This is a genomic window from Pseudomonas sp. FG35 (assembly GCF_057809295.1).
In genome coordinates this window covers 203,255-216,081 of the sequence record NZ_JBMDJR010000010.1, presented here as the reverse complement: position 1 = coordinate 216,081, position 12,827 = coordinate 203,255, and the positions used below count along the sequence as shown (strand labels likewise).

The following is a 12,827-nucleotide window of genomic DNA, read 5'->3' as shown; positions in this document are numbered from 1 at the left end:
GAGACCGGGTGGCGCGTGCCTGTCATCCATACCGGATTTAGAAGTGGGAAATGTCCCATAGCCCGGCAAATCCGGTGTAGGACACAGTTTGAAATAGTCACTCGGTTGAATCGCCAGGTGCCGCACCTTATATACCCCGCAGTACGCTACATCTTTAGCTTGAGGAGACTTCTACAACCATGATGCGCATCCTGCTGTTTTTGGCCACTAACCTGGCGGTCGTGCTGATAGCCAGCATCACCCTGAGCCTTTTTGGCTTCAACGGGTTCATGGCGGCCAACGGGGTTGATCTCAACCTCAGTCAGCTGCTGGTTTTCTGTGCAGTCTTTGGTTTTGCCGGTTCCCTGTTCTCGCTGTTCATCTCCAAGTGGATGGCGAAGATGAGCACCGGCACCCAGATCATCACCCAGCCACGCACTCGTCACGAGCAATGGCTGCTGCAAACCGTCGAGCAACTGTCCCGGGAAGCCGGAATCAAGATGCCCGAAGTCGGGATTTTCCCGGCCTACGAAGCGAACGCCTTCGCTACCGGCTGGAACAAGAACGACGCACTGGTTGCGGTCAGCCAGGGCTTGCTCGAGCGCTTCAAGGAAGACGAAGTGCGGGCCGTGCTGGCTCACGAGATCGGTCACGTGGCCAATGGCGACATGGTTACCCTGGCACTGATCCAGGGCGTGGTGAACACCTTCGTGATGTTCTTCGCGCGGATCATCGGCAACTTCGTCGACAAGGTGATCTTCAAGAACGAAGAAGGCCAGGGCATGGCCTACTACATCGCGACCATCTTCGCCGAACTGGTACTGGGCATTCTGGCCAGCGCAATCGTGATGTGGTTCTCGCGCAAGCGCGAGTTCCGTGCCGACGATGCCGGTGCCCGCCTGGCCGGTACCGGCGCGATGATCAACGCATTGCAACGCCTGCGCGCCGAACAGGGCCTGCCGGTGCACATGCCGGACACCCTGAACGCCTTCGGCATCAACGGTGGCATCAAACAAGGGTTCGCCCGCATGTTCATGAGCCACCCGCCGCTGGAAGAGCGTATCGACGCCCTGCGTCGTCGCGGTTGATCAAACCGGCGCACCAATGAAAAGGCCCGCAGTGATGCGGGCCTTTTTTTGCCTGTCGTTTACACCCCGCGAATCCGGTAAACCCGTTCCTCAAGCCGGGTTACGCCGGCCTGCACGAACTTCCAGCTGTCACCGAGTACATCCTGCTGCTCCAGCATCTCGACGCGCCAGACACTGCCCAGCAAACGCTGCACTTCGGCATCGTCTACGGAAAATGGCGGCCCTGGCATCTGCGACTGGTCATAATCCAGCGTCACCAACAGCCCTCGACACGCCGGCAGAATGCTCTGCAGATGCGCCGCATAACGCTCGCGCATCGCTGGCGGCAAGGCAATCACTGCCGCACGGTCATACAACGCGGTGCAACCCGCCACGTCAGCCATCGTCAGCGAGAAGAAATCCCCGCACCACAACTCGACCGCGTCGGCGCGATAAACCTTGAAGTCGCCCTGCTCGCTCACCTGCGGCTGCAATTGCTGCTCATGGAAAAAGTCTTCCACTGCCTTTTCCGAAAGCTCGACGCCCAGCACCTGATGACCACGGCCGGCGAGCCACAGCAGATCCAGACTTTTACCGCACAACGGCACCAACACACGCGCCTGCACCGGGATGGCCAGATCGGGCCAGTGCCGCTGCAAATACGGGTTCACCTCAAGCTGGTGAAAGCCGATCTGGTTCGATTCCCACTTCTTGTGCCAAAACTCCGGCTGCATGCATCCTCCCAGGAATTCGATCAAAAGGCGTTAAAACTTATATTGGAATTAGATCAATGAACTGACTGAAGATGAGCCATCTTAACGCTCAGGAACCCTTCCATGTTTCCCAGCCTGTTTATCTCCCACGGCTCGCCCATGCTGGCGCTGGAGCCCGGCGCCAGTGGCCCGGCACTGGCGCGGCTGGCGGCCGAACTGCCACGCCCGAAAGCCATCATCATCGTTTCCGCCCATTGGGAAAGCCATGAACTGCTGGTCAGCAGCCATCCGCAACCGGAAACCTGGCACGACTTCGGCGGTTTCCCTCGCGCGCTGTTTGAAGTGCAATATCCGGCCCCGGGCAATCCGCAACTGGCCCGCGAGGTTGCCGACCTGTTGACTGCCAACAACCTGCCGGCGCGCCTCGACCCGCAACGACCGTTCGATCACGGCGTGTGGGTGCCGCTGTCGCTGATGTACCCGCAGGCCGATATCCCGGTGGTTCAGGTTTCCCTGCCCAGCCGTGGCGGCCCGGCGTTGCAGAACCGCGTCGGCCAGGCGCTGGCCAGACTGCGCGAACAGGGCATTCTGTTGATCGGCTCCGGCAGCATCACCCACAACCTGCGAGAACTGGACTGGCACGCCGGCCCGGAAAGCGTCGAGCCGTGGGCCCGGGATTTCCGCGATTGGATTGTCGACAAACTGGCTGCCAACGACGAAGCCGCATTGCACGATTACCGCCAGCAGGCACCGAACGCCGTGCGCAGCCATCCAAGTGATGAACATCTGCTGCCGCTTTACTTCGCCCAAGGTGCCGGCGGCGACTTCAGCATTGCCCATCAAGGCTTCACCATGGGCGCGCTGGGCATGGACATCTACCGCTTCGGCTAATGCCCAAATCGCAGGCAAAAAAATCCCCGAACCAGTCGGGGATTTTTTATGTTCGATCAATCAGCCCAGAGGCGGATCAATCTTCGCGGTAGCGACGCAGTTTCAGCTGCTTGCCGGCAACGCGAGTGTCCTTCAGCTTGGTCAGGAGTTTGTCCAGACCATCTTCCGGCAGCTCGACGAGGCTGAAGCTGTCACGCACCTGGATGCGACCGATGGCTTCACGTGCCAGACCACCTTCGTTGAGGATGGCGCCCAGCAGGTTTTTCGCCGCGATACCGTCACGCGCGCCCAGCGCGGTACGGCAACGTGCACGGCCTTCGCCCAGTGGCATCGGAGCACGACGCTCGCGGTCACCACGGTCCGGACGATCACCGGAACGCTCAGGACGGTCGCCACGTGGCGTGCTGTTCGGCACCAGTGGACGTTCCTTCTCGATCGCTGCCAGGTTCAGCGCCTGACCATTGGTGGCCTTGCGCAGCAGTGCGGCAGCCAGGGCGCGTGGGGTGCAACCGATATCAGCGGTCAGGCGATCCAGCAGATCACCGTGAGTCGATTCGGCGTCAGCCACCAGCGGCGACAGGCTGTTGGTCAGTTTCTTGATGCGAGCATCGAGAACGGCCTGGGCGTCCGGCAGACGCACTTCAGCAACTTTCTGACCGGTCACACGCTCGATCACCTGCAGCATGCGGCGCTCACGCGGCGTCACCAGCAGCAGCGCGCGGCCTTCGCGACCGGCACGGCCGGTACGGCCGATACGGTGCACGTAGGATTCCGGATCGTACGGCATGTCCACGTTGAACACGTGGGTGATGCGTGGAACGTCCAGACCACGGGCGGCTACGTCGGTCGCCACAACGATGTCCAGACGGCCATCCTTGAGCGAGTCGATCACGCGCTCACGCTGGTTCTGGGCGATGTCGCCGTTCAGCGCGGCGGCTTTGTAGCCTTTGGCGTCGAGGGCGCTGGCCAGATCCAGGGTCGCTTGCTTGGTGCGCACGAACATGATCAGAGCGTCGAAATCTTCCACTTCCAGCAAGCTGAGAACGGCAGAGGTCTTCTGGTCAGCGTGAACCAACAGGTGAGCCTGTTCGATCGCGGTAACGGTCTGGGTCTTGCTCTGGATCTTCACGTGCTTTGGATCGCGCAGGTGACGCTCGGCGATGGCACGGATCGATTGCGGCAGGGTCGCCGAGAACAATACGGTCTGACGGGTTTCCGGCATGGCCTTGAAGATCACTTCGAGGTCGTCCATGAAGCCCAGTTTGAGCATTTCGTCTGCTTCGTCGAGAACCAGGTGGTTCACGGTCTGCAGCACTTTTTCGTCGCGACGCAGGTGGTCGCACAGACGGCCCGGAGTGGCGACAACGATCTGTGCGCCATTACGGATTGCTTTCAATTGTGGGCCCATCGGCGCGCCGCCGTAGACAGCCACAACAGTCACGCCCGGCATTTGCTTGGCGTAGGTTTCGAAAGCGGTTGCAACTTGTAGCGCCAACTCACGAGTTGGGGCCAGGATCAGAGCTTGCGGCTCGCGCTTGGACGGATCAATGCGGTGCAGGATAGGCAGGGCAAAGGCAGCGGTTTTACCGGTACCGGTTTGCGCCTGACCAATCATATCGTGACCGGCGAGGATGATCGGGATCGACTGCTGCTGAATGGCCGAAGGCTCTTCATAGCCGGTAGCGACTACTGCAGCGACAATATTGGGATGAAGTTCAAGAGCGGCGAAGCCGCCGATTTCCTGGGTCATGGGTCTGCCTCTAAGTGCATCCGCAAAGACCCATGCTCCAAAGCTGCACATGCCGTGTTGAGACTCAAGAGTCGCCCTGGCAGCTTTGTCGGCGGGGATTTGCGAAAACGAATGAATGAAAAAGAATCGTCAAGGAAGAGCCCGCAGTGCGGACGTGCAGCCGAAGCTGACTTCGGGGAATTGCGCTACCTAAACGCGGCCCGGTTAAAGGCCGGCGCGCACTATACCGGAATTTGCCTAAAAAGGGAGCTTTTTTTATCGGCGAAATGCAGTTGTCACCGCTGTGTAACGGGGTTTTGCGGATAATCGGGCAAAGGTCTATTTTTCAAAGGGCCCGGCCCTGCGGGCGATGGCGCTTAAACGATTCACCGACGTGCGGCATCTGGTCGCTGCACCCTTTCTTCCCCTGCGAGGAAACACCCATGAATCAGCCCTGCCCCGGCCGCGTGAGCCGTGCGCGCCACGGTCATGTGCATTTGATCGGTCTGGACCGCGCTGCCAAGCGCAACGCCTTCGACCTAGACCTGCTCAACGACCTGGCCCTGGCCTATGGCGAATTCGAGGCCGACAGTAACGCACGGGTGGCGGTGGTGTTCGGGCATGGCGAGCATTTCACCGCGGGGCTCGATCTGGTCAACGCCAGTTCTGCCCTCGCCCAAGGCTGGCAGGTGCCGCCCGGCGGTTGCGATCCGTGCGGCGTTTTCGTCGGACCACGGGTCAGCAAACCGGTGATCGTCGCTGCGCAGGGTTACTGCCTGACCATCGGCATCGAGTTGATGCTCGCCGCCGACATCAACCTGTGTGCCAGCAACACCCGCTTCGCCCAGATGGAAGTGCAGCGTGGAATCTTTCCGTTTGGTGGTGCGACGTTGCGTTTCCATCAGATTGCCGGCTGGGGCAATGCCATGCGCTGGTTGCTGACCGGTGATGAATTCGATGCCCATGATGCGTTACGTCTGGGTCTGGTGCAGGAAGTCATGGCCAGCGAGGATCTGCTGCCGCGCGCCATCGAACTGGCCGAACGCATCGCCCGGCAGGCGCCGTTGGGCGTGCAGGCAACGCTGATGTCGGCGCGTCAGGCGCGCTATGAAGGTGAGACTGCGGCGGCTAAAAGCTTGCCGCCGCTGGTGAAGAAGTTGCTGGCCACCGAAGATGCCAAGGAAGGCGTGCGCTCGCTGGTGGAGCGCAGGCCCGGCGTTTTCAAAGGCCTTTGAAGATCAGGTCGCCGGACGTATGCAGTTGATCAACGTCTGCAACGAGTAGCCCAGCTTAGGCGCCAGCGCTTCAGCCCGGGCGGTCAGCGCCTGCATGTCCAGCACCTGATCGAGATCCGCCGGCACGATCAGAATCACGTTGCCCTCCTTCACCGGCAGCTCCCAGTAATGCCGGTGATAGAGCCCGCGCAGCAGCGCCGCGCCCAAGGGTTTGCCATCATCGGTGGCCCATTGGTTGATCACCAGCCAGCCACCGGGATTCAGCCGTTTCTGACAGTCACCGAGGAAATTCCACGCAAGGTGCCCGGCGCCGGGGCCGACATCGGTGTACAGATCAACGAAGATCAGATCCGCCGGTTCTGCTGTCGGCAGCAGTTCAAGAGCATCGCCAACGCGGATGTACAGCCGTGGATCGTCATCCAGCCCGAGGTATTCGATGGCCAGACGCGGTACGTCGGGGCGCAGCTCGATGGCTTCGACATCTTCCAGCGGCAGGAACTTGAGGCAGGCCTGGGTCAGCGTTCCTGCGCCCAACCCGAGAAACAGCGCGCTCTCCGGTTGCTCGTGGCACAACGCGCCGATCAGCATCGCCCGGGTGTAGTCATACTCCAGCCAGCTCGGGTCGGCGGTGAACACACAGCTTTGCTCGATCGCATCGCCGAACTCCAGAAAGCGGTAGTCGGCCACTTCCAGCACGCGAATCACGCCGAACTCATCCTGTACCTCGGCGAGCAACAGCTCGACGCGCTCCTCAGTCATTTCGTCTCCTGGTGGTCACCGGGCGCGGTGACGCGATGGCACCGCTGTGGTGCCGTGGCAAAGCGGCGATTGTCGGCGAAGCGGCGGGAGCAGGTCACGCACTAATTGCTGCTAACATGGCCGTCCGTGCGTAGAACCTTAGAGACCGTGATGAGCCAACCCTGGAGCCCTGACAGCTGGCGCGCCCTGCCGATCCAGCAACAACCCCAATACCCCGACGTCGCGCATCTGCGCCAGGTCGAGCAGACGCTGGCCAGCTACCCGCCGCTGGTGTTTGCCGGCGAAGCGCGCGAGCTGCGCCGTCAGTTTGCCGAAGTCACCCAGGGCCGGGCGTTCCTGCTGCAGGGCGGCGATTGCGCGGAAAGCTTCGCCGAGTTCTCCGCCGCGAAGATTCGCGACACTTTTAAAGTATTGCTGCAAATGGCGATCGTCATGACCTTCGCCGCCGGCTGCCCGGTGGTCAAGGTCGGGCGCATGGCCGGCCAGTTCGCCAAGCCGCGCTCGGCCAACGACGAAACCATCGACGGCGTGACCCTGCCGGCCTACCGGGGCGACATCGTCAACGGCATCGGTTTCGACGCCGCCAGCCGCGTACCGGATCCGGAGCGTCTGCTGCAGTCCTATCACCAGTCCACCGCCACCCTCAACCTGTTGCGCGCCTTCGCCCAGGGCGGTTTTGCCGACCTGCATCAGGTGCACAAGTGGAACCTCGATTTCATCGCCAACTCGGCGCTGGCGGAGAAGTACAGCCACCTCGCCGACCGCATCGATGAAACCCTGGCCTTTATGCGCGCCTGCGGCATGGACAGCTCGCCGCAACTGCGCGAGACCAGTTTCTTCACGGCCCACGAAGCGCTGCTGCTGAACTACGAAGAAGCCTTCGTGCGCCGCGACAGCCTGACCAACGATTACTACGATTGCTCAGCGCACATGCTGTGGATCGGCGACCGCACCCGTCAGCTCGACGGCGCCCACGTTGAGTTCCTGCGCGGGGTGAACAACCCGATCGGGGTCAAAGTCGGCCCGAGCATGAACCCCGACGACCTGATCCGCCTGATCGACGTGCTCAACCCGGACAACGATCCGGGTCGTCTGAACCTGATCGCGCGGATGGGCGCGAACAAGGTCGGCGATCACCTGCCGGCGCTGATTCGCGCGGTGCAGCGTGAAGGCAAGCAGGTGCTGTGGAGCTCCGACCCGATGCACGGCAACACCATCAAGGCCAGCAGCGGCTACAAGACTCGCGACTTCGCGCAGATCCTTGGCGAGGTGAAGCAGTTCTTCCAGGTTCACGAAGCGGAAGGCAGCTACGCCGGCGGCATCCACATCGAGATGACCGGGCAGAACGTCACCGAGTGCATCGGTGGCGCGCGGCCGATCACTGAAGATGGCTTGTCGGATCGCTATCACACCCACTGCGACCCACGGATGAATGCCGATCAGTCGCTGGAACTGGCGTTCTTGATTGCCGAGACGTTGAAACAGGTCAAACGCTGAATTGCGATGGCGCGGGCTCAGTCAATTTGAGCCAGCGCCATCCGCAACCTCCCTGCACTTTCCCGCTGACAATTGAGCTGCACCTGCTCAAGCCCCAGCCAGTCCGCCATGCGCCGCAGGTTCAGCGCCAGCGCCAGCATCCCCGCGTCATCCAGTCCGGTTTCTTCCTCGTGCACCGCATGCACCGCCAACCGCCCAGCCGTCCGTTCGGCGCGCAGATCAACCCGCGCAGCGATCCGTTCGTTGTGCAGGAACGGCAACACGTAATAGCCGTAGACCCGTTTATCCTGCGGCGTGTAGATCTCCAGCCGATAGCGGAAATCGAACAGCCGCTCGGTGCGGCTGCGCTCCCAAATCAGTGAATCGAACGGCGACAGCAATGCACTGGCCTCGACCTTGCGCGGGACTTTCGGCTCGGGCAGACAATAAGCAATCTGGCGCCATCCGGCGACTTCGCAGGTCAGCAGTTGTCCGTCCTCGACCAGTTCCGCCAGGCGCGGGCGCGCATCGGAGGGGTTCAGCCTGAAGTAGTCACGCAGGTCCTTTTCCGTGCCGACACCCAACGCCTGCGCTGCATGCAACAGCAAAACGCGTTGCGCCTCGGCTTCATCGAGCAGTGGCTGGTGCAGCACAGAAGCCGGAATCACCCGCTCCGGCAAGTCATACAACCGCTCGAAACCACGACGCCCGGCCACAGTGACTTCGCCGGCAGCGAACAACCATTCCAACGCGTGCTTCTCCGCGCTCCAGTCCCACCACGGTCCGGCCTTTTCCTGGCGGGTCGACAGGCTGCCGGCGCCCAATGCGCCCTGCTCTTCGACCGACGCCAGCACCCGGCGAATGGTGTCCTGTTGCTCGCGACCAAACCGCGCCAGTTGCTGATAAATATCTTCACCGCGCCTGGCCCGCTGCATGCGCCAACCCATCAGCGGGTACATCGACAACGGCAGCAGCGACGCTTCATGGCCCCAGTATTCGAACAGCGAACGACGTCGCCCCGAACTCCAGGCAGCCTGGTCGAGCAAATCGGAAGAATAGGAACCAAGACGAGAAAACAGCGGCAGGTAGTGCGAGCGCACTACGGCGTTGACGGAGTCGATCTGCAACAGACCGAGGCGTTCGATCAGCCGGTTGAGGTGCATGGCCTTGACAGCCGGCGGCTGGCGCCCGTGAAACCCTTGGGCAGCCAGTGCCAGACGTCGAGCCTGTTTAAGGGAAAAGGACAGTGTCGCGGGCATGTGTACCTCCATGTCTGCTCGCAACCTACCTCACTTGAAAGTGGTTTGTGTAGCAATGGCCTCATCATTTATGCATCGGATCGTCCCAGAACGGCCGCACCGACTCATGTTCGACATCGGCACGGCTGACCCCGATGTCCTTCAACGCTTCGTCGCTCAGGCTGGCGAGCAGTTCGCGTTCGCGGTGAAGTTCGTACCAGCGGCTAAACTTGTGCAGCAGATCGGAAATCAGATGGACCGGCACTCTTTCATCGCTCACATACAGTTTTTGACCTTTCATCGTGTTGCCCTCCTTTAGGGATGGCTCAAGTCTCGCGCCGGCGCTACGATCAATCCAACGAATGTTTCTGATGGCATGCATCACGGAGATTCATCAATTGTCGGCGTACCCCAGTATCGATACCGATGTTCTGCGCACCTTTGTCGCGATTGCCGATCAGGGCGGTTTCACCCGCGCCGGCGAAATGGTCAACCGCACCCAATCGGCGGTGAGAATGCAGATGAAGCGTCTGGAAGAGGACGTGTTGCAGCGCCAGTTGTTCGAGCGCGACGGACGTCAGGTGCGCCTGACCGCCGAAGGCCAGGTGTTGCTTGGTTACGCGCGTCGCATCCTGAAATTGCACAGCGAAGTGTTCAACACCCTGCGCGAGCCGCACATGGTCGGCACGGTGCGGATCGGCACGCCGGACGATTACGTGATGCGGTTTCTGCCGGGAATCCTGTCGCGCTTCGCCCAGTTCTATCCGCTGATCCAGATCGAAGTGCATTGCGAGTCGACCAAGCAATTGCTGCAACGCACGGACCTGGATCTGTCGATCGTCACCCGCGAGCCAGGCAACGAGATCGGCCAACTGCTGCGCAAGGAGCGTTTTGTCTGGGCCGAGGCGCAGAACTTCAGCGCCCACGAGCAGACGCCGTTGCCACTGGCAATGTTCAACAGTGATTGCTTCTGTCGCCTGTGGGCCTGCAATGCGCTGGACGCTATGGGCCGCGAATACCGGATCGCCTACAACAGCACCAGCCTGTCGGCATTGATGGCGGTGGTGAGCGCCGGCCTGGCGATCACCGCGCAGCTGGAAAGCCTGATTACCCCCGACATGCGGATTCTTGGAGATGCCGAAAATCTGCCGCTGCTGCCCGAGGCCAGCATCATGCTGATCCGCAACCTCAACAATCCCTCGCCGATCACCGAATGCCTGGCCGAGCACATCATCGAAGGCTTCAAACTTTAAAGGCGAGCATCACCGCGCAAAGCACCAGGAACCCGCAGAACAGCCCACGCAGGAGTTTTTCCGGCATCGCGTGGGCCACTTTCACGCCCCAACTGATACTGGCCAGACCGCCGATGGCCAGCGGCAGGCCGATCATCCAGTCCACTTCGTGGTGCACCGCGTACGTCACCAGCGTGACGCCGGTGCTCGGCAATGCCAGCGCCAGCGACAGACCCTGAGCGACCACCTGAGTGGTGCCGAACAGACTGGTCAGCACCGGCGTTGCCACCACCGCCCCGCCGACACCGAACAAACCGCCCATGGTGCCCGACGCCGCACCGAGCACGCCCAGCCACGGCCATGAATAACGCATCTCCGACGTCGCTGCCGGACGCGCGCCGAACATGCGCACCAGGTTGTAGGCCGACAACGCCACAAGGAACGCGACAAAACCGATACGCATGGTCTGCGCGTCGATGCCCACGGCCCAGATCGAGCCGATCCAGGCAAAGCAGAATCCCATCACCGCCAGCGGCAACGCATGGCGGAGTTCGATGCGGTTGCGCTGGTGATAACGCCACAGCGCGAGCATCACGTTCGGCACCACCATCACCAGCGCCGTGCCTTGGGCGATTTGCTGATCAAGCCCGAACCACACGCCCAGCAGCGGAATGGCGATCAAGCCACCACCGATGCCGAAAATTCCGCCCAAAGTACCGAGGGCGGCGCCAAACATCAGGTACAGCAAAAACTCGATCACAGCAGAATTCCTCATACGTCAGTCAGCTCATCGTACGCAGTCGGCGCTGGCACGGAAACGCACAGCAACGCACAATGGCTGTGCCAAATCCGCATAGGCACTGGACTGATTCATGAATCCCAATCAATTGACCGAACAACTCGGGCTGTTTCTCGATGTGCTGGAGAGCGGCAGCTTTTCTGCTGCTTCACGGCGACATCCGCTGACGCCATCCGCCGTTGCCCGGCGCATAGACAGTCTGGAAAGCGCTGTCGGCAGTCAGCTGTTCATCCGCAGTACCCATGCGGTGCGGGCCACGCCGGCGGGTCTGGCATTTGCCGAACGGGCGCGGCGGATTGTGGCCGAGTTGCAACTGGCCCGGGCCGAAGCGGTGTCCCTGAGCAGCGCCCCGGAAGGCCTGATTCGGGTGGATGCGCCGGCAGCCTTCGGGCGGCGGCATCTGGCGCCGGTAATTGCCGATTTTCTGGTGCTGTATCCGGGGCTCGACGTGCAACTGCATCTGATCGACAGCTTTGTCGATATGGACGGTTCGAACCTGGGCAAGGTCGATCTGGTGTTGCGCGCCGGGCAGATGGCCGATACCCGGTTGGTGGCCACCCCTTTGGCGAGCATAGTCCGTATCGCCTGCGCGAGCCCCGACTATCTCAAGCGCCGCGGTGTGCCGAGCGAACCCGCGCAATTGAGCGAGCATGACGGCCTCGACTGGGACGGCCTCGCTCCGCCCTTCGCCTGGCGCTTCGAACAGAACGGGCAGATGCAACTGCACCGCCCGGCGCGGGTGCGCATGAGCGCCAACAACGCCGAGGCGCTGGTGTGCGGCGCACTGGCGGGGCTTGGGATTGCGCATCTGCCGACCTGGCTGGCCAGCGAATACCTGTTGCGTGGCGAGTTGCTGCCGCTGTTCTGTGAAAATGGCCTGCCAACGCCGGAAAGCGCCGGCATTTACGCGCTGCGGCTGCAACAGCAGGCCAGCTCCCGCAGCCGCCTGTTGCTGGAGTACCTCAAGACCCGGTTCAGCCCCGTGCCGCCGTGGGATCTGGCCCTGCAACGGGAGCTGGGCCGGCACTGACCAATTCACCACCGGGGACAATTGTCTGGCGCATTAAAGATTCGAGCGCTAGATTCATCTGCATTACCGTTCAAGGCACCGACATGACCACCGACCGTAGCACCACCGATCATTGCGAAGACCTGCTGCTCGACAATCAGGCCTGCTTCGCCCTGCATTCCACTTCGCTGATGATGACCAAGGTCTACAAGACACTGCTGCAAGCGCTTGGTCTGACCTATCCGCAGTACCTGGCGATGATGGTGCTGTGGGAGAAGGATGGTTTGACCGTCGGAGAAATCAGCACGCGCCTGCTGACCGATCCAGGGTCGCTGACCCCATTGCTCAAGCGTCTGGAAGGTGAAGGATTGCTCAGCCGAACCCGTAGCCGGGAAGATGAGCGTGTGGTGATCGTTGAACTGACTGCCCAGGGACGCGCCTTGAAAGACAAGGCCCGAACCGTGCCGCAATGCATCCTGGGGGCCAGCGGCTTCACGCTGGAGCGCCTGCAAAACCTGCAAGCCGAGTTGCAGGCCTTGCGGGGTCATTTGCAGGACAGCCTCACTTAAAGGTTCCCCTTTCCTGTGGGCGCTGCCTTGCGCCCGCAGGCGTATCGCACCTTCCCCCGCTTATCCTCGAAAAAAATTTCCTCTCGTTTCAGATTCAAAAAAACCTTCTATATCAAAAACTTGAGATCACG

The 12,827-nt window shown here is 61.4% G+C and carries 13 protein-coding genes; 7 read left to right on the top strand and 6 right to left on the bottom strand.

Annotated elements, in window-relative coordinates; translation table 11 throughout:
• Nucleotides 1-179: 179 nt before the first annotated feature.
• Nucleotides 180-1,067, top strand: a complete 888-nt coding sequence (htpX, locus tag ACODTD_RS20765) for a protease HtpX (protein WP_011335292.1) — start codon at nt 180-182, stop codon at nt 1,065-1,067.
• A 59-nt stretch (nt 1,068-1,126) separates the two neighbouring features.
• Here htpX and ACODTD_RS20760 read toward each other — a convergent pair whose 3' ends face one another.
• Nucleotides 1,127-1,780: a thiopurine S-methyltransferase gene (locus ACODTD_RS20760; RefSeq protein ID WP_011335293.1), complete on the bottom strand. Its 654-nt coding sequence runs from the start codon at nt 1,778-1,780 to the stop codon at nt 1,127-1,129.
• 102 nt (nt 1,781-1,882) lie between these two features.
• On the opposite strand from ACODTD_RS20760, the gene ACODTD_RS20755 reads away from it, so the two are divergent.
• On the top strand, nt 1,883-2,650 hold the full coding sequence (locus tag ACODTD_RS20755; RefSeq protein ID WP_285354940.1) for a DODA-type extradiol aromatic ring-opening family dioxygenase: 768 nt from the start codon (nt 1,883-1,885) through the stop codon (nt 2,648-2,650).
• Between the two features lie 76 nt (nt 2,651-2,726).
• Here the strand turns inward: ACODTD_RS20755 and ACODTD_RS20750 are convergent, their stop codons facing one another.
• Nucleotides 2,727-4,400 carry a DEAD/DEAH box helicase gene (locus tag ACODTD_RS20750; protein WP_285354938.1) on the bottom strand — a complete coding sequence of 558 codons (1,674 nt, stop codon included), beginning with the start codon at nt 4,398-4,400 and terminating at the stop codon, nt 2,727-2,729.
• Nucleotides 4,401-4,822: 422 nt separating this feature from the next.
• On the opposite strand from ACODTD_RS20750, the gene ACODTD_RS20745 reads away from it, so the two are divergent.
• A complete protein-coding gene (locus ACODTD_RS20745; RefSeq protein WP_285354936.1) occupies nt 4,823-5,614 on the top strand; it encodes a crotonase/enoyl-CoA hydratase family protein in 792 nt (263 codons plus the stop codon).
• A 3-nt stretch (nt 5,615-5,617) separates the two neighbouring features.
• On the opposite strand, the gene ACODTD_RS20740 is transcribed toward ACODTD_RS20745, so the two are convergent.
• Nucleotides 5,618-6,373, bottom strand: a complete 756-nt coding sequence (locus ACODTD_RS20740) for a spermidine synthase (RefSeq protein WP_007955705.1) — start codon at nt 6,371-6,373, stop codon at nt 5,618-5,620.
• Between the two features lie 150 nt (nt 6,374-6,523).
• On the opposite strand from ACODTD_RS20740, the gene ACODTD_RS20735 reads away from it, so the two are divergent.
• Entirely contained in the window at nt 6,524-7,870 is a 1,347-nt protein-coding gene (locus ACODTD_RS20735) for a class II 3-deoxy-7-phosphoheptulonate synthase (protein WP_221616046.1), read from the top strand.
• A gap of 17 nt (nt 7,871-7,887) precedes the next feature.
• Here the strand turns inward: ACODTD_RS20735 and ACODTD_RS20730 are convergent, their stop codons facing one another.
• Together ACODTD_RS20730 and ACODTD_RS20725 are read right to left on the bottom strand one after the other, a co-directional pair.
• Nucleotides 7,888-9,108: a winged helix-turn-helix domain-containing protein gene (locus ACODTD_RS20730; protein WP_489105141.1), complete on the bottom strand. Its 1,221-nt coding sequence runs from the start codon at nt 9,106-9,108 to the stop codon at nt 7,888-7,890.
• A 64-nt stretch (nt 9,109-9,172) separates the two neighbouring features.
• Nucleotides 9,173-9,388, bottom strand: a complete 216-nt coding sequence (locus ACODTD_RS20725; protein ID WP_007955702.1) for a DUF1127 domain-containing protein — start codon at nt 9,386-9,388, stop codon at nt 9,173-9,175.
• A gap of 97 nt (nt 9,389-9,485) precedes the next feature.
• On the opposite strand from ACODTD_RS20725, the gene ACODTD_RS20720 reads away from it, so the two are divergent.
• Nucleotides 9,486-10,340, top strand: a complete 855-nt coding sequence (locus tag ACODTD_RS20720) for a LysR substrate-binding domain-containing protein (protein ID WP_489105158.1) — start codon at nt 9,486-9,488, stop codon at nt 10,338-10,340.
• Here the strand turns inward: ACODTD_RS20720 and ACODTD_RS20715 are convergent.
• On the bottom strand, nt 10,330-11,079 hold the full coding sequence (locus ACODTD_RS20715; RefSeq protein WP_201815717.1) for a sulfite exporter TauE/SafE family protein: 750 nt from the start codon (nt 11,077-11,079) through the stop codon (nt 10,330-10,332). The genes ACODTD_RS20720 and ACODTD_RS20715 overlap by 11 nt on opposite strands.
• A gap of 112 nt (nt 11,080-11,191) precedes the next feature.
• Between ACODTD_RS20715 and ACODTD_RS20710 the strand changes: the two genes are divergently transcribed.
• Complete coding sequence (locus tag ACODTD_RS20710; RefSeq protein WP_201815719.1) at nt 11,192-12,148, top strand: LysR family transcriptional regulator; 957 nt, start codon at nt 11,192-11,194, stop codon at nt 12,146-12,148.
• An 83-nt stretch (nt 12,149-12,231) separates the two neighbouring features.
• Nucleotides 12,232-12,696: a MarR family winged helix-turn-helix transcriptional regulator gene (locus tag ACODTD_RS20705; protein ID WP_011335301.1), complete on the top strand. Its 465-nt coding sequence runs from the start codon at nt 12,232-12,234 to the stop codon at nt 12,694-12,696.
• Nucleotides 12,697-12,827 lie beyond the last annotated feature (131 nt).